At 31.7% G+C, this 22,129-nt stretch carries 21 protein-coding genes; 5 read left to right on the top strand and 16 right to left on the bottom strand.

Going from position 1 to position 22,129, the window contains the following annotated elements:
- Positions 1-714: signal recognition particle-docking protein FtsY (ftsY, locus tag RMN92_RS07420; RefSeq protein WP_309608830.1), on the top strand; the 714-nt coding region annotated here is incomplete at its 5' end.
- Positions 715-716: 2 nt separating this feature from the next.
- The gene (locus tag RMN92_RS07415) at positions 717-884 is read left to right on the top strand and encodes a hypothetical protein (protein WP_309608829.1); all 168 of its coding nucleotides are present in this window, start codon (positions 717-719) and stop codon (positions 882-884) included.
- A 5-nt stretch (positions 885-889) separates the two neighbouring features.
- Here RMN92_RS07415 and RMN92_RS07410 read toward each other — a convergent pair whose 3' ends face one another.
- From RMN92_RS07410 to RMN92_RS07390, 5 genes are read right to left on the bottom strand one after another with little or no spacing between them, the layout of a single operon-like run.
- Positions 890-1,399: a GNAT family N-acetyltransferase gene (locus tag RMN92_RS07410; RefSeq protein WP_309608828.1), complete on the bottom strand. Its 510-nt coding sequence runs from the start codon at positions 1,397-1,399 to the stop codon at positions 890-892.
- 40 nt (positions 1,400-1,439) lie between these two features.
- Positions 1,440-2,192, bottom strand: coding sequence for a triose-phosphate isomerase (gene tpiA, locus RMN92_RS07405; RefSeq protein WP_309608827.1), 753 nt, complete (start codon positions 2,190-2,192; stop codon positions 1,440-1,442).
- Complete coding sequence (locus tag RMN92_RS07400; RefSeq protein WP_309608826.1) at positions 2,192-2,689, bottom strand: TlpA disulfide reductase family protein; 498 nt, start codon at positions 2,687-2,689, stop codon at positions 2,192-2,194. The genes tpiA and RMN92_RS07400 overlap by 1 nt, the downstream gene beginning before the upstream one ends.
- Before the next feature lie 5 nt (positions 2,690-2,694).
- A complete protein-coding gene (locus RMN92_RS07395; protein ID WP_309608825.1) occupies positions 2,695-3,792 on the bottom strand; it encodes a BT_3928 family protein in 1,098 nt (365 codons plus the stop codon).
- 9 nt (positions 3,793-3,801) lie between these two features.
- Positions 3,802-4,338, bottom strand: coding sequence for a DUF1599 domain-containing protein (locus RMN92_RS07390; RefSeq protein WP_309608824.1), 537 nt, complete (start codon positions 4,336-4,338; stop codon positions 3,802-3,804).
- A gap of 87 nt (positions 4,339-4,425) precedes the next feature.
- Here RMN92_RS07390 and folP point away from each other — a divergent pair, with 87 nt between their 5' ends.
- The gene (gene folP, locus RMN92_RS07385; protein ID WP_309608823.1) at positions 4,426-5,256 is read left to right on the top strand and encodes a dihydropteroate synthase; all 831 of its coding nucleotides are present in this window, start codon (positions 4,426-4,428) and stop codon (positions 5,254-5,256) included.
- Here the strand turns inward: folP and RMN92_RS07380 are convergent.
- From RMN92_RS07380 to RMN92_RS07350, 7 genes are all read right to left on the bottom strand, one after another.
- Positions 5,253-7,010: an ABC transporter ATP-binding protein gene (locus RMN92_RS07380; protein ID WP_309608822.1), complete on the bottom strand. Its 1,758-nt coding sequence runs from the start codon at positions 7,008-7,010 to the stop codon at positions 5,253-5,255. The genes folP and RMN92_RS07380 overlap by 4 nt on opposite strands.
- Positions 7,007-7,744, bottom strand: a complete 738-nt coding sequence (gene truA / locus RMN92_RS07375; RefSeq protein ID WP_309608821.1) for a tRNA pseudouridine(38-40) synthase TruA — start codon at positions 7,742-7,744, stop codon at positions 7,007-7,009. Before truA ends, RMN92_RS07380 begins: the two co-directional genes overlap by 4 nt.
- 144 nt (positions 7,745-7,888) lie before the next feature.
- A complete protein-coding gene (locus RMN92_RS07370) occupies positions 7,889-8,440 on the bottom strand; it encodes a hypothetical protein (RefSeq protein WP_309608820.1) in 552 nt (183 codons plus the stop codon).
- Between the two features lie 97 nt (positions 8,441-8,537).
- Positions 8,538-9,119 (bottom strand): Maf-like protein, encoded by a 582-nt coding sequence (locus tag RMN92_RS07365; RefSeq protein ID WP_309608819.1) that lies wholly within the window; start codon positions 9,117-9,119, stop codon positions 8,538-8,540.
- A complete protein-coding gene (locus RMN92_RS07360) occupies positions 9,109-10,032 on the bottom strand; it encodes a geranylgeranylglycerol-phosphate geranylgeranyltransferase (protein WP_309608818.1) in 924 nt (307 codons plus the stop codon). The genes RMN92_RS07365 and RMN92_RS07360 overlap by 11 nt, the downstream gene beginning before the upstream one ends.
- A 74-nt stretch (positions 10,033-10,106) precedes the next feature.
- A complete protein-coding gene (locus tag RMN92_RS07355; protein WP_309608817.1) occupies positions 10,107-10,634 on the bottom strand; it encodes an HAD-IIIA family hydrolase in 528 nt (175 codons plus the stop codon).
- Positions 10,618-11,379, bottom strand: coding sequence for a F420-dependent NADP oxidoreductase (locus RMN92_RS07350; protein WP_309608816.1), 762 nt, complete (start codon positions 11,377-11,379; stop codon positions 10,618-10,620). Before RMN92_RS07350 ends, RMN92_RS07355 begins: the two co-directional genes overlap by 17 nt.
- Positions 11,380-11,526: 147 nt before the next feature.
- Between RMN92_RS07350 and ccsA the strand changes: the two genes are divergently transcribed.
- Positions 11,527-14,658 (top strand): cytochrome c biogenesis protein CcsA, encoded by a 3,132-nt coding sequence (gene ccsA / locus RMN92_RS07345; protein ID WP_309608815.1) that lies wholly within the window; start codon positions 11,527-11,529, stop codon positions 14,656-14,658.
- A 2-nt stretch (positions 14,659-14,660) separates the two neighbouring features.
- Positions 14,661-15,248 carry a glutathione peroxidase gene (locus RMN92_RS07340; protein WP_309608814.1) on the top strand — a complete coding sequence of 196 codons (588 nt, stop codon included), beginning with the start codon at positions 14,661-14,663 and terminating at the stop codon, positions 15,246-15,248.
- Positions 15,249-15,313: 65 nt separating this feature from the next.
- Here RMN92_RS07340 and RMN92_RS07335 read toward each other — a convergent pair whose 3' ends face one another.
- The 4 genes from RMN92_RS07335 to RMN92_RS07320 form a co-directional block, all read right to left on the bottom strand.
- A complete protein-coding gene (locus tag RMN92_RS07335) occupies positions 15,314-16,426 on the bottom strand; it encodes an NlpC/P60 family protein (RefSeq protein ID WP_309608813.1) in 1,113 nt (370 codons plus the stop codon).
- Between the two features lie 139 nt (positions 16,427-16,565).
- A complete protein-coding gene (locus RMN92_RS07330) occupies positions 16,566-18,830 on the bottom strand; it encodes an aconitate hydratase (protein WP_309608812.1) in 2,265 nt (754 codons plus the stop codon).
- Positions 18,831-18,999: 169 nt separating this feature from the next.
- Positions 19,000-20,115 carry an acyltransferase gene (locus tag RMN92_RS07325; RefSeq protein WP_309608811.1) on the bottom strand — a complete coding sequence of 372 codons (1,116 nt, stop codon included), beginning with the start codon at positions 20,113-20,115 and terminating at the stop codon, positions 19,000-19,002.
- Positions 20,116-20,278: 163 nt separating this feature from the next.
- A complete protein-coding gene (locus tag RMN92_RS07320; protein WP_309608810.1) occupies positions 20,279-21,232 on the bottom strand; it encodes a MoxR family ATPase in 954 nt (317 codons plus the stop codon).
- Between the last annotated feature and the right edge of the window lie 897 nt (positions 21,233-22,129).

The following is a 22,129-nucleotide window of genomic DNA, read 5'->3' as shown; positions in this document are numbered from 1 at the left end:
GGAACCGAGGAATTAAATAAAATACTTCGAGAAGAAATTGCTGGATTATTGTCAGAAACAAATAGAGGTGAAGCTACTGAATTTGAAATTCCAGCCAATAAGAAACCTTATGTAATTATGGTAGTAGGCGTAAATGGTGTTGGTAAAACTACTACTATTGGTAAATTGGCCAATCAATTCAAAAAAGCTGGATTGAATGTAATTCTAGGTGCTGGCGATACTTTTCGCGCCGCTGCCATCGACCAATTGCAAATTTGGGCCGATAGAGTTGGCGTTCCAATTGTAAAACAACAAATGGGAAGTGATCCAGCTTCTGTTGCCTTTGATACTTTGCAAAGTGCCGTAGCACAAAATGCTGATGTTGTGATAATTGACACCGCAGGTCGACTACATAATAAAGTAGGTTTGATGAATGAACTTACAAAAATAAAACGCGTCATGGAAAAAGTAATTCCAGATGCGCCACACGATGTTATGTTGGTTCTTGATGGTTCTACTGGGCAAAACGCTTTTGAACAAGCCAAACAATTTACTGCTGCAACAGAGGTTACTTGTCTGGCTGTAACAAAACTCGACGGAACTGCAAAAGGTGGAGTTGTTATCGGAATTTCGGATCAGTTTCAAATTCCAGTAAAATATATTGGTGTTGGTGAAGGTATTGACGATTTGCAGGTTTTCAACAAATATGAATTTGTAGATTCATTTTTCAAATAAACATGAAAGAATATTATAGAAATTTAAATCCGTTACATTTATTTTTATTTGCTACAGCTATGATGCTTTTGGCTAGAACGGTAGACAATAATTTTGCTCTTGAAATTGGCTTAATGTTTGCTTCTTTGATATTGTATGTTTTAGCTTTGGTCAAATATTTGAAGAAATAAATCGATTATTTAACTATTTTTTCCAGTACAATAAATTCTAAAGTTTGTTTTGGCAATCCGAATTCAGGATTGTCCATTGGAAAAGGTTCTTTTATACCTGTGTCCAAATAACCATGTCGTTTGTACCATGCAATAAGCTCTTCTCGAACTGAAATTACCGTCATCACTATTTTTGGCAAACCCAATTCAATAGTATAATCTTCCGCAAATTTCAATATTTTTTTGCCAATTCCACTGTTTTGTATCTCCGGTGAAACTGTAAGCATGCCCAAATACAACTTGTCTTTTTTTACTTCAAAAAGTACACAAGCTATAATAGTATCGTTTTCTGTAAATTTAAAAATTGAAGAATTTGGACTTTTAATGATTTCTGATAGTTCTTCTTCGGAGGTTCTAATACCTTCTAAAATATTGGCTTCCGTTGTCCATCCTTTTTTGGAAGATTCTCCTCTGTAAGCAGAATTTACTAAAATGTTTAAAGCAGAAACATTTTGAAGAGTGGCTTTTGTAATCATGATTTTTTTTTATAATATCTATTTTATTGTAATAAATAATTTACATCGCATTTACTATTCCAACAAAATCATTTGCATTTAATGCAGCACCACCAATTAATCCGCCATCAACATCTGGTTTAGAAAAGATTTCTTTTGCATTATCTGGTTTTACACTTCCGCCATATAAAATTGAAACATCATCAGCCACTTGGCTTCCATATTGTTTTCTAACAGTTTCACGAATAAATTCATGCATTTCTTGCGCCTGTTCTGGACTTGCAGTTTCACCTGTTCCAATAGCCCAAACAGGTTCATATGCCAAAATTATATTTGACCAAGCACTTTCTGGAAGATTAAATACACCATCTCGAAGTTGACCTTCTACAATATTGAAATGGCTGTTAGTTGATCTGTCTTTTAATTCTTCTCCGAAACAAAAAATAATAGTCATTTCATGTTTTAAAGCCGTTTCAACTTTGTTCGCAATTAAAGCATCTGTTTCATGAAAGTAAGCACGACGTTCCGAATGACCTAAAATAACAGTATTCACACCAATACTTTTGAGCATGTCTGCTGAAATTTCTCCAGTAAAAGCGCCACCTTCCGCTTGATGCATATTTTGCGCTGCCACACGAATGTTGGTAAACTCTGTATGATCTACAGCTGAAGCCAAATTGACAAATGTTGGTGCAATAACAACTTTAACATCAGTATCTGTTGGTAATTTATCAATCAATTCGTTAATCAAGTCCTCTGTTTGCTCGGCATTTTTATTCATTTTCCAATTGCCAGCTACTATTTTTGTTCTCATTATTGTATGCTCTTAATTGTTTCGTTTACTTTTTCAAAATCTGTTTCAATGGCTCGGTATAAAACAATTTTCCCAGTTTTATCTACAATAATATATCTAGGAATCCAATCCAAGTCAATTGCTTTTCCAAATGCGCCTTTCATTCCATCTTTTGCTAAGAAATGAGTACCATTGAGTTCATGCTTTTTTATGCCTTCTAACCATTTTTCTGAAGTTTTATCCATAGAAATAAATAGATATGATGCATCTGGATTGTTGGCTTGCAGTTCTTTTAGTTTAGGCATATTTTTAACACAATCACCGCACCAAGAAGCCCAAACTTCAATAACTAAAGTTTTTCCTTTGAATTTTTTTAAGATGTTTTTAAAAGCAACTTGACTTCCATCTGTTGCTGATAAATTTTCGGACAAAGCTTCTTTAGAAAATTCTGTTTTTTGAGCATTTGAGCATGAAATATTCATAATGATAGCAGATAATATACAAAGTATTTTTTTCATTTTTTTTATAATTTAAGTTTATTGATGTCATTATAATGTGCTTTTTGAGTTACAGTTCCTTTCTGTAAAACTACAATACTTGGGTTGCTTCTTTCGATAGTTTTCAATGTAGTTACATCACAAAAGTAAAAATCGAAAGTCATTTCATTTTCTTTTTTAACTTTTTCAATGGTTGTTTTATCAGACGATGAAACTGCAATTACTTTATATCCTTTGGATTTGGCTTCTTGATGGAAAGCTTCCATTTTTGATAAACCTTCTGGATCTGATTTACCTAAATCATACATCACTAAAAATATCATTTTTTCTTCATTTAAAATTTCTGTAACATAATCTGTTCCATCTTTTTCTAGTGTAAAATCGTGAATTGGTGGAATGTATCCTTCGGTAATTAATTTGTCTTTTCTTTCTATAAATGTAGCGCCTTCGGGAATACTCATTAATTGCTTGTCGGTAAATTCTTTATTTACACCGTTTACTTTGTAAACAAAAATCATTTCATAAACAGATTTTTGAGCACCAGCAGGATATTCCATTCCTTTTTGAATGTTTTTCCCGACGGCAAATGCTCTAAAATCGATTACCGGTAAATGATTTATTACATAATAGCCCAAAAAACATGAGGCGAAAAGTCCTAATACTGAACTAATTATTGCAAATTTCTCATTAAATAATGGTTTGATATATTTTTGTCCAAAAAATAAAATCAATACAAAAAACAATAATACAATATCTTTGGTAAATGATTGCCAAGGCGTCAATTTTAATGCATCACCAAAACAACCACAGTCCTTTACAACATCAAAATAAGCAGAATAAAAAGTTAAAAAAGTAAAAAATAAAATAAGTAAAAGTAAACTCCAAACAGTAAATTTTACTTTAAAACCTACTAGAAGCATTACACCTAAAACCACTTCTAAAATAACCACAAATAAAGCCAATGCCAAAGTAAATGGAAATAAAAAGGGCATATCGAAAACTGTAGGACTAAAATATTCATCTAGTTTATAGGAGAAGCCAACTGGATCGTTGAGTTTTATTAAACCAGAAATGATAAATAATATGCCCACGAATAGGCGAGAAAATTGAACTAGGTATTTCATAATAAATTTTTATTTTTTCATTAAAATCAAAGCAAAAACCGCATAATTAATCATATCTTGATAATTGGCATCTATACCTTCCGAAACAATGGTTTTTCCTCTGTTGTCTTCAATTTGTTTGACACGAAGAATTTTTTGTAAAATTAAATCCGTCAATGAACTCACTCTCATATCGCGCCAAGCTTCTCCATAATCATGATTTTTATTTTCCATTAATTCTTTGGTGAGTTGTACTTTTTCATCAAAAAGATTTATGGCTTCCTCAGGATTTAAATCAGGTTGGTCTGCCACGCCTTTATCCAACTGAATCAAAGCCATTATTGAATAGTTAATGATTCCAATAAATTCTGATGCTTCATCTTCATCTACTTTTCGGATTTCGTTTTCCTGTAAACTCCGAATCCTCTGTGCTTTAATAAATATTTGATCTGTAAGTGATGGCAAACGCAAAATACGCCAAGCAGAACCATAATCTGTCATTTTTTTGGAATATAAATCGCGACAAATCTTGATGATGGAATCGTATTGTTGGCTGGTATTACTCATTAATAAATTATATTTGTATCAAATTTGCTCAAAAATAAAACTTTTTAGGCAATTTAAATAGCAATAGCCATAACAATTTGAATTAAAATGACAATTAACTGCAAAGGACAACTTATTGATTTATCTACACCAAAAGTAATGGGAATTTTGAATGTTACTCCAGATTCTTTTTATGATGGTGGAAAGTTCACTTCGGAAAAAAATATTTTATTGCAAGTTGAAAAAATGTTGACCGATGGTGCTACTTTCATCGATATAGGTGGGCAATCTAGCAAACCAAATGCTGGAATTGTTTCGGTTGATGATGAATTAAAAAGAGTGGTTTCAGTTGTTGATGTAATTCTGAAACAATTCCCAGAAACAATACTTTCTGTAGATACTTTCAATAGTAAAGTGGCACAGACTTGCGTTGAAAATGGCGCATCAATAATCAATGATATTTCTGCAGGAAGTTTGGATGATAATATGTTTGCAATGATAGCCAAATTGCAAGTTCCTTATATTATGATGCACATGCGTGGGAATCCGCAAACCATGCAAAAATTGACTGATTATGATGATTTGGTCAAGGATATTTTATTTTATTTTTCAGAAAAAGTAGCAAAAGCCAGAAGTTTCGGAATCAACGACCTAATTATTGATCCAGGTTTTGGCTTCGCAAAAACTATAGAACAAAATTTTGAATTATTGAATAAATTAGAATTATTTCAAATGCTTGAATTGCCTATTTTAGTTGGAATTTCTCGAAAAGGAATGATTTATAAAACATTGGAAACGACTGCAGAAAATGCATTAAATGGCACTTCGGTTTTAAATACTATTGCTTTGACGAAAGGAGCAAATATTCTTCGCGTTCATGATGTGAAGGAAGCGATTGAATGTGTGAAATTATTCAATATAACTAACAATCAAAGCTAAATTTCCTCCTCATGAGTTACAAACTGCGAATCGTATAACTTTCTATAATATCCATTTTCTTTTTGTAATAATTGATGGTGTGTACCTTCCTCAACTACAATTCCTTTATCAAGTACTACAATTTTATCAGCGTTGATAACGGTTGCTAAACGATGCGCTATCACTATTGAAGTTCTATTTTTGGTAATAGTGTCTGTCGCTTTTTGAATTAATTCTTCCAAATAATTATCAATTGACGAAGTAGCTTCATCCAAAATTAAAATACTTGGTTTGCTTACGTAAGCTCTCAAAAAAGCAATTAATTGTCGCTGCCCAGAAGATAGCATATTGCCGCGCTCTTTTACATTATAATCATATCCGCTTGGCAAAGTCATAATAAAATCATGAGCACCAATTTCTTTGGAAGCCTGAATAACTGTTTCTCTAGAAATGAATTCGTTATTTAATGTAATATTATTGTGAATCGTATCTGCAAACAGAAAAACATCTTGTAAAACCACAGCAATTTGTACTCGCAAACTGTCCAATTCATATTCGGTTATATCATGACCATCAATAGAAATAATGCCAGATTTTATTTCGTAAAAACGATTTAATAAATTAATTATAGTCGATTTTCCTGCCCCAGTCGCTCCAACAATAGCGACCATTTCGCCTTCGTTTACAGAAATATTAATACCTTTTAATACATCTTCATCAGGTTTGTAACCAAAAGTTACATTTTCAAAATCAATTTTCCCTTTAAAATTGGGTGCTACTTTTGTGCCTTTATCTTGGATATTATTTTCAGTATCCAAAATTTCAAACACACGATTTGCAGCAATCATTCCCATTTGCATTTCATTAAACTTATCTGCAATTTGTCGCAATGGTGTAAAGAAAATAGCAATGTACATCGTGTAAGCAAACAAATCTCCAAAACTGGTTAATCCATCGGCATTTAGAATATTTATTCCGCCATACCAAACAATACAACTTAAAGTTAAGGAAGAAATAATATCTGCAATTGGAAAAAAGATGGAGTTGTACCAAACGTTTTTCACCCATGCTACTCGGTGTTTGTTATTTATTTCTTTAAATTTTTCTAGTTCAATGTCTTCACGAGTAAAAAGTTGGACTATTTTCATGCCTGTAACTCGTTCTTGGACAAAAGCATTCATATTGGCAATTTGATTTCTTACTTCTTCAAAAGCACCTTGCATTTTTTTTTGAAAAACTCTAGTCACATAAATTAAAATTGGCATTCCCGCAATTACAATCATGGTCAATTTCCAATTCATGTAAAGCATAAATCCAAGTATGACTAGCATTTTGAGCAAATCACTAATAATCATAAATAAACCTTGACTGAAAATTCGAGCAATAGATTCAATATCTGAAACGGAGCGAGTTACCAATTTACCTACAGGTTCATGGTCAAAATAGCTCATTTTGAAACTTGTAATGTGTTTAAAAAGTTTGATTCTAATGTCTTTGATAATATCTTGACCCAACCAGTTTGCCCAAAAAACGAAATAAAATTGCGATAATACTTCTAGTAAAAGTACAATTCCAATAAGCACAACATAGATCAACAAACCATGTGAATCTTTGGTTTGGATATAACTATCGACAGTATTTTTTAGTAAATATGGACGAAGCGCTGCAAAAACGGATAATAAAATAGCCCAAGCTATGACGCTGTAATATCGTTTTTTATAAGGTTTTGTATATTCTAAAATTCTCTTGAAAAGAGTAGTATCGAATGCTTTCATTTAATATATGGATAATCGATTTGGGTTAAAAAAAGACCTTTTGCAGGTACCGAAAAACCAGCGTTTTGACGATTTTTGCTTTCTATAATTTGTATGAAATCTTGTATTGTTATTTTGTGTAAACCTACATTTACCAAGGTTCCAACAATGGCACGAACCATATTTCGTAAAAACCTATCAGCAGAGATGGTGAAAATTAAGCTTTCTTTTTCTTTTGTCCAAAAAGCTTCTGTTATTTTACAGTTAAAAGTATTTACATCGGTATTTACTTTGGAAAAGCACTGAAAATCATTAAAATTCAATAGCAATTTAGCGGCATCATTCATTTTTTCAATATCTAAATTTTTGGGTGTGTACCAATTTATTTCAGAATTGAAAGCATTCTTGAATGTTGAAATGTGGTATTGATAAGTTCTTGAAGTTGCATCAAACCTTGCGTGAGCATTTTCGTGTACTGGAATTATATCATAAATTACAATATCATTTGGTAAAAACGAATTGGCTTTGTGAATAAATTTTGCATTGTCAATAACAACATTAGTATCAAAATGACCAAACATTTTTGAAGCATGAACTCCTGTATCTGTTCTTCCAGCACCCATAATATCAATTTCTTGATTTAGTAATGTCGAAAAAACTTTGTTTAAGGTTTCCTGAACCGAAATGGCGCTTGGTTGGTATTGCCAACCGTGGTAGTGCGTTCCGTTGTATGCAAATTGGATAAAATATCTCAAAACTAAAAAAATAATTTTTACAAAGATAATTTAAAATCACTTTATGTTTTAATAATACTTTTTAAGATTTTTAAATTTCGCAATACTTTGCTATAAAAAAATTCAGAGAACATTTGTTCTCTGAATTTTATAAAATTGAATATTTTATCTTCTTCCACGTCCTTGACCGCGACCATTTTCGTGATCATGGTTGTCATGATTTTTGTGTTTTTTTTCTTTTTTGTAATAATAGTTATCATTATCATCGTCGTTGTCATTATATCTATGATTATCATTGTAAACAACCGCTACTGCATTGCTTCGTCTGTTATAATTATTATTTCCATAATATTCTTCTCTATAATTTCTATGGCAATCACGATAGTATCTAGATCGGTGATTTTCAAAATTTGCATAAGGAGAACGACCTCTGTAATCTAAAACAACTCTGTAACCACGATTCATATCATAATTGTGGCAATATTCTGGAAGATATCTTGAACGCATCCAACCTCGTGGACCATAATAAATATAGACCGAAGAATGCATATCATAATAGCATTCTATTTCTGGCATATAAACGTATTCAACATCATCATCATAATTATTGCACCAATCTGGTCTTCCGCCAATATTTAAATTGATAGATACTTGCGCTGAAGTTTCCAGAGATAGAAAGACTATAAATACGGCAAGAATAAATTTTAAATTTCTCATACTTTTTGGTTTTAAATTAATGAAATTTTAATTGTTAGTTTTATTATATATCAATTTTCAATAACTGTGCCAAAAACTATAAATTATGATCATTAAGTTAAATATTTAACAGATAGCGATATACTTTTTCGGTCGGAAAACCCACCACATTTGTATAAGAACCATCAATGTTTACAATGCCTACAAGACCAATCCATTCTTGAATTCCGTAGCTTCCAGCTTTGTCAAATGGTTTATAATTATCGAGATAATATTTTATAGATTCATCAGATAATTTTCCAAATGTTACTTTTGTAGTATCATTTATGATATCTGTTTTATTTTTAGTTTTAAAACAAACTGAGGTTATTACTTCATGGGTTTTATTTGACAATTCTTGAAGCATTTTGAAAGCATCATCATAATCTGAAGGTTTTCCCAAAGCTTTTCCGTTAAGCCAAACCAATGTATCACTGGTAATTAATAACTCATTTTCTAGCAATTCACCATTAAATGCTGAAGCTTTTAATTTTGCTAAATAATCTGTAATTTCTAAAGATTGTAATGTTTCTGGGTAAATTTCCTCAATTTCTTTGAGACGAATTTCGAAATTTAAGTCTAAATCTTTCAAAAATTGTTGTCTCCTTGGAGAACCAGAAGCCAAAATTATTTTGGTGTTTTCAAATTTTTTATCCAACATAATATAGTTTGTTTAATGCAATTATCACTATGGAAATAATACCGAAAAAGATAATCAGTTTCAGTACATTGCTCAAATGATGATATTCTTTTTTTGTTTTTGCAGACAAAATTTTGATAATGAAATATAATAATGGTCCGACTATAAATCCTAAAATATAAACTGTCGCATATTGCAATTGAAACAAATAATTATAAACATAATAAATAATAAGAATGGTAGGTACAAAGCCCAAAATAAAAACCAATTTTCTAGTTTTATTTTCACCAATAACTATAGGAAGAGTTCTCAATCCTTGTTGTACATCGCCAGCTATATCTTCTAAATCCTTAACAATTTCTCTGATAAAATTGATGATAAAAGCAATAATTGCATAATCTATCAAAACGGAAAAAACAACTCTCATTTTTTCTACATTTCCTTCATAAGTGGCAGGAAAAATCATAAACAATCCAATAATCAGGATGCTTAACGACAACATTGAAGCGACTACCATATTTCCAACAATCATGATTTGCTTTAAAGTGGTTGCATAAATATATAATAAGGCTGATGGCAAAATGAAGACCAGTAGAAAACTAGGTCTCATAATTACATTCGATAAATAATAACCTATGCAAACACCAATGAGAGTGAATCCAATATATAAATTATACGCCATAGTTTCAGAAATTGAAACACCGACCACAACATTGTTGGGTTTGTTTTCTAAATCCGAATCTAGATCCATTATATTATTGATAATGTAGCCACCTGCTGCAATGCAAACCGTTGATAAAACAAGTAAAATATATTGCCAATTGGCCAACGATAAATCTATTTTTTCTAGTTTTAAAAAACCAAAACAGAAAATAATTTGCATGAAAGCAAGTAGAATTAGATTTTTGTAGCGGATGAGTTTTAAGAATTTCATTTTTTGTTTTACGGTTATTTGTGGATTTGATAATTCGATTTTAAAGTTTAAAATTCAACATTTAAAATATCAATTTAATCAAACTTTCCATCAAAGTAAGTATTCCATTTTCCCTGTACTTTCATTACTTGCTCAATCACATCACGAACAGCACCTTTTCCCCCATTGATGTGCGAAATATAGTTTGAAATTCCTTTTATTTCTGGCGCGGAATCCTGTGGGCAAGTTGGTAAACCTACGAGTTGCATAACATGGTAATCTGGAATATCGTCACCCATATACAATACTTCTTCAGGTTTGATGTTGTACAGTTCAATATATTCTTTGAAAGTTTCTACTTTATTTGGACTACCAAGGTGAATATCGGTAATACCTAAATTTTTCAAGCGAATGCGAACACCTTCATTGCTTCCACCAGAAATAATACATACATTATAACCAGATTCCAAAGCTGCTTTCATGGCAAAACCATCGCGAATATGCATTTCTCGGAGCATTTCTCCAGTTTGCGATACATGAACCGTTCCATCAGTAAGAACACCATCAACATCAAAAATAAAAGTAGTGATGTTGTTCATAATTTCTTTATAGCTTTTTGCCATTATCAATAATTGATTTGGTTAATAATTTATAAATTTCTTTGTGATTTTCGTCCGAAAGAAAATTCAAATGTGCGTTGATAGTTTGTGTGTCGTTTCGTTTGGCAGGACCAGTTTGTGCGTCTTTTGGCGAAAGTGTTATAATTTTATCTGCCGTTTCTTGGATTAAGGGTTGCAGAATTTCAAATGGAATGTTGTTTTTATGGCAGATGTCACTTCCAATTTGATACAAATAATTGGTAAAATTATTGGCAAAAACAGCCGAAACGTGCAATGCTTTTCGCTGTTGCGAATTTATATTAAAAACCTTGTCAGATATTGATTTGGCTATGGTTTCTAATAATTGATAATCATTGCTATTTTGAGCTTCCAAACAAATAGGAATTTCCTTAAAATTAACTTCTTTTGACTTTGAAAACGTTTGCAACGGATAAAAAACGCCGCTTCGATTTTTATCATCCAAATCATCCAAACCAACATTTCCAGAAGTATGAACAACCAGTTTGTTTTCAAAATTTATTTGCGATGAAACTGTTGCCGTTGCATTATCAGATACTGAAATTATGTAAACATCGGCTTCCGTCAAATCTTTTATGTTGCTTGTAATTTTATAGGAATCGAGTAGGTGAGTAGCATTTTCTTTGTTGCGAGCATAAACTTGAACTACTTCAACCGCATCACTTTTAGCGAAAGCGGAAATCAAATGTTGTGCTACATTTCCTGAGCCTATAATAACTACTTTAATCATTTGGCTAAAGTACTAAAAAGTTATAAATTTTTATAATTTAAAGCAATGCCAAACGAATCCTAATTTATGCATAAATTCTAATAAAACACTACACCAAATAAACATTTTTAAGTACTTTTGCACAACCAAAATAATTTAATTCCACCCATGGAAAAAAAGATATTCTCCTTTCTATTTTCAACCCGATTAATGGCTGTTTTATTTCTTACTTATGCTGGAGCAATGGCAGCAGGAACATTTATTGAAGATGCTTATAATACTGATACTGCTCGAATTATCATATACAACTCTTGGTGGTTTGAAGCCATTCATGTTTTTTTCTTAATTAATTTTTTCGGAAACATAAAACGATACCAATTATACAAAAAAGAAAAATGGGCCACTTTGCTATTGCATTTGTCGTTCATTTTTATTTTAATTGGAGCAGCTGTAACTCGATATGTTAGTTTTGAAGGTATGATGCCGATTCGGCAAGGGGCTTCTGAGAAACAAGTATTTTCAGATAAAACTTTTCTAACCATGTATGTCGACGGACAATATGAAGGCGAAATGCGTCGTCGTACTTTCGAAAAACCATTGTTGCTTTCACCAGCTGTAAACAATAGTTTCTCTTATAATTATAAATTCAACGAAATTCCTTTTGAAGTTTCTTTGGTCGATTTTATAATGGGTGCCACCGAAACCATCAAAAAAGACAATAACGGAGTTTTATATCTAAAACTAGTTGAAGCTGGAGAAGGCAAACGTCATGAGCATTTTTTGAAAGAAGGCGAAGTGCAAAATATTCACAATGTTCTTTTTACACTAAATAAATTCACCAAAGGTGCTGTGAATATCACTGTAAAAAATGATATTTATTCTATAGAAACTCCATTTGATGGAGATTTTATGCGGATGGCAGATAAATTTCAAGGAAAAGTAACTAAAGATAAGACTGAACCTTTAATGATGAGGTCTTTGTACAATTTGGGTGGGACACAATTTGTTTTCCCAGAAATGGCTGTTAAAGGATTAAAAATATATAAATCCAATAATGATTATAAAGATAAAACTACTAGTGATGCTTTGATTTTAAAAGTAAAAAATCAAGGGAAAGAGCAAACTATTACTTTGGTTGGATCCAAAGGACAATTGGGTGAACCAGAAATTTTTAAACAAGGTGATTTAGAATTTACTCTTTTTTATGGAAGCAAAGTTTATGAATTGCCTTTCAAAATCAAACTGAATAAATTTATTGCTACCAAATATCCAGGAACCGAAAAAAGTTATGCCGCTTTTGAAAGTCAGGTCACTGTGGAAAGTAAAGAAAAACCTTTTAATGCCAGAATTTTTATGAACAATGTGTTGGATTATAAAGGATATCGTTTCTTTCAGGCTTCATTTGATGAAGATGAAAAAGGCACAAAACTATCTGTAAACCATGATTTTTGGGGAACGTGGATTACCTATATTGGTTATTTTTTATTGTATTTTGCTATGATGGCGATTTTGTTTACAAAACATTCTCGTTTTGCAGATTTGAAAAGAAAACTGGACAATGTTCGTGCAAAAAAAGCAACTTTAACCGCAATTTTATTATTTTTCTTCTCTTTTTCAGGATTTTCTCAAAACCATGCACACCAAAAACCAAATATCAATCAAATTGATTCTTTGTTAACCAAATTCATGGTTTCTAAAGAACATGCAGCAAAATTTGGACGTTTAGTGATTCAAGATGATGGCGGACGAATGAAACCTATTAATACTTTTGCGTCAGAATTGCTTAGAAAAGTGAGCAAAAGCGATACCTATAAAAGTATGAATGCCGATCAAGCTTTTATTTCAATGTCTCAGTTTCCACAAGTTTGGTACGAAGTTCCTATTATTACTCTCAAAAGAGGAAATGACAGCATCAGAAAATTAATTGGAATTGATGTAAAGGAAAACAATGCTTCTTTAATTAATTTCTTTGATGCAAAAGGGAATTATAAACTCAAAAAACAATTGGACGAAGCTTACAAAGAACCAGTTCCCAATCAATTTCAAAAAGATTTTATTGATGTTGATAAAAAAGTAAACCTATTATATTCTGCTTTAAGCGGACAAATTTTAAAAATTTTCCCGAAACCGTACGATAAAAATAACAAATGGGTTTCTTATTTAGAAATTGATCAGCCAACAAAATCGGCATTGGATACCGTTAAAAATATTTTACCTTTCTATCTAAATTCATTAGATAAAGTTCAAAAAACTAAAGACTATAAACTCGCCAATAGTTTGATTATTGGTATCGAAAAATATCAAAAAAAATATGGTTATGAAGTTAGACCATCGGATCAAAAAATAGATTCAGAAATTTTGTATAATAAATTTGATGTATTTAAAAAGCTCTATTCTTATTATATGTTAGCAGGTATTATGATGTTTCTTTTTGTAATAATTAATATTTTCAACAACGGAAAATTTATAAGATATTCGGTCAAAACATTTCATATTATAATTAGCTTATTATTTGTTTTACATACTTTAGGATTAGTGGCACGTTGGTATATTTCAGGACATGCACCTTGGAGTAATGCGTATGAATCTATGATTTATGTTGGTTGGTCGATAGTATTTTTTGGATTGGCTTTTGGCAGAAAGTCCCAATTAACTGTCGCTTCAACTGCTTTTGTAGCCGCCATGATTTTGTGGGTAGCGCATCAAAGTTGGACAGATCCAGCCATTGCCAATCTGGTTCCGGTGTTAGATTCTTATTGGTTAATGATTCACGTAGCAGTCATTGTAGGAAGTTATGGGCCATTTGCATTGGCAGCAATTTTAGGAATTGTTGCTATGATGTTGATGCTTTTTACAACCAAAGACAATAGGCAAAAAATGGATTTAAATATCAAAGAAATAACCTATATCAACGAACTAGCATTGACTGTTGGACTTATAATGTTGACCATTGGAAATTTTCTTGGTGGTCAATGGGCAAACGAAAGTTGGGGTCGCTATTGGGGTTGGGATCCAAAGGAAACTTGGGCGTTAATTAGTATAATGGTGTATGCTTTTGTTATACATGCTCGATTTGTGCCAGCTTTGCGCGGAAAATTTGCTTACAATTTTATGAGTGTTTTGGCTTTCGCATCGGTTTTAATGACTTATTTTGGAGTTAATTTTCACTTGAGCGGATTGCATTCCTATGCTTCGGGCGAAAAACAAAACGTAATGATTTATTTGCAAGTATTTATTGTGTTTATGATTTTTTCAACTGTAGTTTACATTAGAAATAGAAGGTTCAATAAAAAAGCATAATTATGAAAAATATAGTATTTCTGATTGTGATAACACTTTGCATGAGTTGTATTGGGCAATCTAAAAAGAGTGACAAATCTTTAAAAAAACAAGAAAATCAATTAATTATGAAGGAATCAATTTATCAATTTAAAGTAAAGGATATTGAAGGAAAAGGGTTTGACTTTTCTAGCTTAAAAGGAAAAAAAATAATGGTTGTAAATACAGCTTCGGAGTGTGGACTAACACCACAATACGAACAATTACAGGAATTATACACTACTTTTAAAGATAAAAACTTTACGATTATTGGATTTCCAGCCAACAATTTTGGATCTCAAGAACCAGGGTCTAATGTTCAAATTGCCACTTTTTGTTCCAAAAATTATGGAGTTACATTTCCAATGATGGAAAAAATATCGGTGAAAGGAAGCGATATGAATGAATTATACCAGTTCTTAACCCAAAAATCCAAAAACGGATTGGAAGACAATGAAGTCAAATGGAATTTTCAGAAATACTTAATCAATACTGAAGGGTTTTTAGAAAAAGTAATTGCTCCAACAACTTCGCCAACTGACCTTGAAATTATAAATTGGATTAAATCATAAATAGGAATTAAACTTAAAAAAGATGCACTTTATTTTTAATAAAGTGTATTTTTTTTGCAAACCTGTTATTCTAAAACCCTATTGATTTTCACAAATCTTTTTGAATAATAAGTTTCTTTATTGGAAGAAACAATCACGCCACCGTGAACAGATGCATGTATGAATTTCACCTCGTCATCTACAACTTCAGTAATCATTCCCACATGATTGATATTTCCTCTACCATTAGTAGTAAAAAAAATTAAATCACCTTTTTGAGCTTCGGAAATACTTACTTGAGTACCAAAGTTGGATTGACCAGCAGATGTTCTCGGCAATTGAATATTATGAGAACCAAAAGTATTAATCATCAATCCTGAACAATCAAATCCACCTTTTGATGTGCCGCCACTTTGGTAACGAGTACCAATATTTTCCGAGGCTGTGCTAACCAATTTATTTAATAATTCTTCATTGCGAACTACAAGTTTTGGCTCAGCAATGGAGTCATTTAATTTCGGCGATACAATTTCGGTATTTGGAGTAATTACATTTACAACTGAAGAATTTTGATCAGAAATATTTTGATTTGAACTATTCGATTTGCGAATGACCAATTTGTATCCTACAGGAAGTTCTTTCAAAATTTCTGGATTTAATAGTTCCAATTCTTGAATAGTAATGCCGTACTGTTTTGAGATTCCGTATTTGGTTTCTTTAGGAAGTACATCATGTGTTGTTGCCTCTAGATTTTGAGTTTTTTCAGGTAAATTTTTAACTGTTTCAGTTAATATGGCAATTTCAGGTTTAAAATCTTTTCTTGGAATATTTATTTTGAGACCAATTGCTAATGATTCTACATCAATTGTAGGATTGGCATTTTTAATATCTTCAATAGTAACGCCATATTGTTTTGAAATAGAATAAAGCGTTTGCTTTGGCAATACTTCATGTGTAATTGTTGGTGTGTTTTCAACAATTTGAATATTAAAATTTGGAATTAATATAACAGAATTTAATTTTAATACTTTTTTGACAGTTGGATTTAATTTTAAAATTTCATGGGCACTAACATTGTATTTTTTGGAAATTTTATAAATACTTTCGCCTTTTTCTATCCTATGCTTTATATAATTCTCTTGCGAAAAAGCAGTAATAGTAAAAATAATTGTAAATAGAAAAGATGTAAATAGTTTCATGTAGTTCTTTTTTCGTTAGAAAATTGAAAAGCTAAAATACTTTTTAAAAATGGGATGTTAAAAATTATAGTATTTATTTAACAAAAAACTCTCAATAAAAATTGAGAGTTCTTCTATTTTTGAATAATTTAAATTCTAATTAAGCTTTTCCTGCTGCAATTAAATTCAAGGCAGAACCAGCAACAAACCAGCCAATTTGACCCGCATTGTAGGTATGATTTGCCATAATAATATCTTTTGAACCATCTTCATGAACGAATTCAAGAGACAATGGCTTACTTGGTGCAAAATCCACCAAATCTATAAAATTTATAGTATCATTTTCTTGAATTTTATCATAATCCGCTTCATTTGCAAAAGTCAAACCAAGCATTCCTTGTTTTTTCAAGTTGGTTTCATGAATACGAGCAAACGATTTTACCAAAACCGCTTTCACGCCTAAAAATCTAGGTTCCATTGCGGCATGTTCTCTGGAAGAACCTTCACCATAATTATGATCTCCAACTACTATAGATGGAACACCAGCCGCTTTGTAAACTCTTGCAACTGCTGGAACTGCATCGTATAGACCAGTTAACTGATTTTTAACAGAATTTGCTTTTTGATTGAATGCATTAATGGCTCCAATCAACATATTATTTGAAATAGCATCCAAATGTCCGCGGAAACGCAACCAAGGTCCAGCCATAGAAATATGATCGGTGGTACATTTTCCAAAAGCTTTGATTAACAATTTGGCTCCCATAATATTTTTTCCATCCCATGGACTAAATGGTGCAAGCAATTGTAATCTTTCAGAAGTTTCACTCACAACAATTTTAACACCTGAACCATCTTCTGCTGGTGCTTGAAAGCCTGGATCTTCGGCATAAAAACCTTTAGTTGGCAATTCATCGCCTGTTGGTTCATCCAACATTACTTCTACACCATCTTCATTTATAAGCTTGTCAGTCAATGGATTGAAACTCAAATCACCTGCAATTGCCATTGCAGTTACCAATTCTGGCGAACCTACAAAAGCCAATGTATTTGGATTTCCATCCGCACGTTTAGAAAAATTCCGATTGAAAGAATGCACAATTGTATTGCGTTCTTCTTTTTCAGCACCTTCTCTGTCCCACATTCCAATACAAGGTCCACAAGCATTTGCAAAAACTGTGGCACCAATAGTATTGAAAGTATTTATAAAACCGTCACGTTCAATTGTAGATCGAACTACTTCAGAACCTGGAGTAATAGTAAATTGAGATTTTAATTTTAATTTTTTATCTAAAACTTGTTTGGCCAATGAAGCAGCACGAGAAATATCTTCGTAAGATGAATTGGTACATGAACCTATCAAACCTACTTGAATTTTCAATGGCCAATTATTTTTTATGGCTTCTTCCTTCATTTTTGAAATTGGAGTTGCCAAATCTGGGGTGAAAGGACCATTTAAATGTGGTTCCAATTCTGATAAGTTAATTTCTATTACTTGGTCAAAATATTTTTCTGGATTGGCATATACATCGGCATCGCCAGTTAAATAATCAGCCACTTTATCTGCTGCATCCGCCACATCTGCACGATTTGTTGAACGTAAATAACGCGCCATTGAAGCATCGTACCCAAAAGTAGATGTTGTAGCGCCAATTTCTGCACCCATATTGCAAATAGTTCCTTTTCCTGTGCAAGACATTGAGGTTGCACCTTCGCCAAAATATTCAACAACAGCTCCAGTTCCACCTTTTACGGTTAGAATGCCTGCTACTTTTAAAATGACATCTTTTGGTGCTGTCCAACCAGAAAGTTTTCCAGTTAATTTTACACCTATTAGTTTGGGGAATTTCAATTCCCATGCCATTCCCGACATTACATCTACGGCATCAGCGCCACCAACACCAATGGCCAGCATTCCTAAACCACCTGCGTTTACAGTATGTGAATCGGTACCAATCATCATTCCACCTGGAAATGCATAATTTTCCAATACTACTTGGTGAATAATTCCCGCTCCTGGTTTCCAAAAACCAATTCCGTATTTATTGGATACTGATGATAAGAAATCAAATACTTCACTTGATTGAGATTTAGCACGAGCCAAATCTGTTTTTGCATCCACTTTTGCTTGAATTAAGTGGTCACAATGCACAGTTGTTGGTACTGCAACTTTACTTTTTCCAGCGTGCATAAATTGCAACAAGGCCATTTGGGCAGTAGCATCTTGACAAGCTACTCTGTCTGGTGCAAAGTCAACATAATCTGTTCCTCTTTTAAAAACTTGATTCGGATTTCCGTCCCAAAGGTGAGAATATAAAATCTTTTCAGATAAGGTAAGTGGATGCCCAACTAATTCTCGTGCTTTGTCGACACGTTCAGCAATTGTAGCATATACTTTTTGAATCATTTCAATATCAAAAGCCATAATAAATAAGGTTTATTGTTTGTGGTGCAAAATTACGAAATCGTTGTATCATTTAAAATTTTTAATTGAAATATATCTAAAAACAACAAAAATTTGCGAAAACATGGATTTTGAATGATACTTTTTATCAAAATATGAATTTAAGAGGTAAAAAGTGAAAATTATGGATTTAATCACGCAAATTGGTGATGGGTTTTTCGAAATATTTATACTGAAGTGATGATAAAACCAATACTAAAATCCAGTATCCAACAGTATATCCAAATAAAGGTAATCCGATTAAGTTATCAGACGGTAAATAAGTTTTAATTCCGTGAAGAATGATGGTGTAATGCAATAAATAAATGCTATAAGAAAATACACTGATGTAAGTAATCCATTTTAGTGTAAATGTTGATTGTATTTTAAGATGAATTAAAAATGGCAACATCAAACAAATTGAAATTGAATTTAATGGTAAAAACAGAACATTAAAGAAGAATGGATAATTTTCGAAAGAAATTCCCATGGCAAAAATTAAAATATGAAGTACAAAAACACCAGCCAATCCAATGATAAATAAAAGCTGATTGTGAATTATTTTAATATAATTTTCATGAAACAAATAATACATTACAAATCCATAATAAATGGCATCTAGTCTGTAAATAGTCACTTTTCTTAAATTTTGGTTCCAGCTAAATATTGAGGTGAGTTTGTGGGAATAATTGAACTGAATTCTGACCAAAACAAAAATGAATATAATTAATAAACTCATTAATAAAAACAGAAGGTTTTTATTTCTATTGGGAAAAAGTCGAATCAAGAAAAATAGTGAAAATGGTCCAATGATATAACAAAATTGTTCCACTGCTAAACTCCACGATATTCTAAAAAAAGCTGGCGATGTTGTGGTTAGATTTTGCAAATAAAAAAAATACAAGAATATTTTTTCTGGAAATTTTTGATAAATCAAATACCACAAAAAAATATTCAAAATCAAAACAAAATAATAGTTGGGTAATGTTCTAAACCATCGTCTTTTTAAGAATTGAAAAATGGTTTGAATACCAAAATCATCCTGATTGATCATTCTTAAAATAATTTTCCCGATAAGAAAACCACTAATTACAAAAAAAATTTCGACACCAATTGTGCCGCTTAATTGCATGAGCCAACTGACTAATGGCGGGAAATGGGTGCTTATCCAAAGTGAATGCGCAAAAACTACCAAACAAATAGCTATAGTTCTTGCCAAATCCAAACCTGGAATTCTTTTTTCAAGTGGGATTTTGATTCCGAACATAGTTTTTTTTAATACTAAGAAACAATTTTTTTAATGAATTTCATTAAAAATACACAAATTATATCAATGTTATAAGTAAGGAAGACACGAATTTCACGAATTTTCACGAATTATAAATATTAATTCGTGAAAATTCGTGAAATTGGTGTTAATATTAATTGTATTAAAATAATTTTTTAATAATCATTTCTTCTGTAATTCCTTCGGCGTCGGCTTTGTAGTTTTTAATAATTCTGTGGCGAAGAATTCCTGTGGCTACAGCCTGAACATCTTCAATATCGGGTGAGAATTTTCCTTTTAGTGCAGCATTGGTTTTGGCTGCCAAAATTAAATTCTGCGAGGCACGTGGCCCCGCGCCCCAATCCAAATAATTTTTGATAAACTCGTTAGAAAGTGGATTGTCTGGTCGGGTTTTTGAAACCAAAGTTACCGCATATTCAATAACATTGTCTGCTACTGGAATACGGCGAATTAAATGTTGAAAATCGATAATTTCTTGCGCTGTGAATAATGAATTTATTTTTACATTGGAATCTGTAGTTGTACTTTTTACTACTTGAACTTCTTCTGCAAATGATGGATAATCTAGTTTTATGGCAAACATAAAACGGTCTAATTGTGCCTCTGGCAAAGGATAGGTTCCTTCTTGTTCAATTGGATTTTGGGTTGCCAATACAAAAAATGGCAAACTTAATTTATGATTTTCTCCCGCAATGGTCACCGATTTTTCTTGCATGGCTTCCAAAAGTGCAGCTTGTGTTTTTGGCGGTGTTCTGTTTATTTCGTCGGCCAAAATTATATTGGAGAAAATTGGCCCTTTGATGAATTTAAATTGACGATTTTCATCCAGAATTTCGCTTCCTAAAATATCCGACGGCATTAAATCTGGTGTGAACTGAATTCTTTTGAAATCCAATCCCAAAGCTTGCGCAATAGTATTGACCATTAAGGTTTTTGCTAATCCTGGAACTCCTACCAAAAGTGAATGTCCGCCTGAAAATATACTCAACACAATTTGATTGACTACATCGTCCTGCCCCACAATAATTTTAGCTATTTCTTGCTTGAGTTCTTTTTGTTTTTGAACCAGATTTTGTATTGCAGCTACGTCAGACATATTTATGATGTGGTTATTTGGTTATTCGATTGTTTGATTGTTCGATTGTTTGATTTATAGATATTTCACTAATCACTAATCACTAATTATTAATTCAAATTACTTATCATTCGGATATTCAAATGGTTTATCTCTTAGCCCTGATGGTAATATTACCTAATTACATTGACTTTAAAGAGCTATTAAGTCAACTTTTAGCTAACGAAATGCAATTTTAGATATATTTATGCCTATTTTATGCTTGAATCCTGATGAACGTTTGTGAACTTAAAAGTACTATTTTTTGATTTTAAGCTGTTTCAAAATTTACAATTGATTCATTTTAAAAAAAAATAGCAACCTTTTGTTTTAATTACAAAATTCAAATATAATACAAATTTTGAAATTGCATTTTAATCTAAAGCTAAACTCTTGATAAATTTTAAAACTGTTCACTTTGAAGCGTTTTGAGGTGTTTACTTTTGCAGGAATCAAATTCCACAAACAACAAATATAGTTCCAAATTGGTTTTATTTTGTAGTAATATAAAACAAAAAACCAAGTTTTAACCTTAGTCTATAGAAAAAAATAACATAAAACAAAACTAAGTTTAGTTGAAATATTGGCATCATTCCTTAAATTCAAACTAAGTTTTATTGAAGCAAAACTAAACTTTTTTACATAAATTCAAAATCTTATTTTATCATTTTCTATCACTATCAACCGACGAACCTAAAAATAAGGCAATAAAATGCTCTCAACCCTAGCAAATGCTAGGGTTTAATTTTTAAAACAAAACCCCACCCCTCTATGTATTAGAATAATGCGGTTTGAATATTTGGAGGTTTGGTTCTTTTTTGTCGTTTTGTATAGGTTCTTCGGCTGTTTTCGATTACCCAAAACACATCAAGATTGCTT

Source organism: Flavobacterium sp. (assembly GCF_031363805.1).
GTDB lineage: Bacteria > Bacteroidota > Bacteroidia > Flavobacteriales > Flavobacteriaceae > Flavobacterium.
This window is presented reverse-complemented; position numbering and strand designations above follow the sequence as displayed.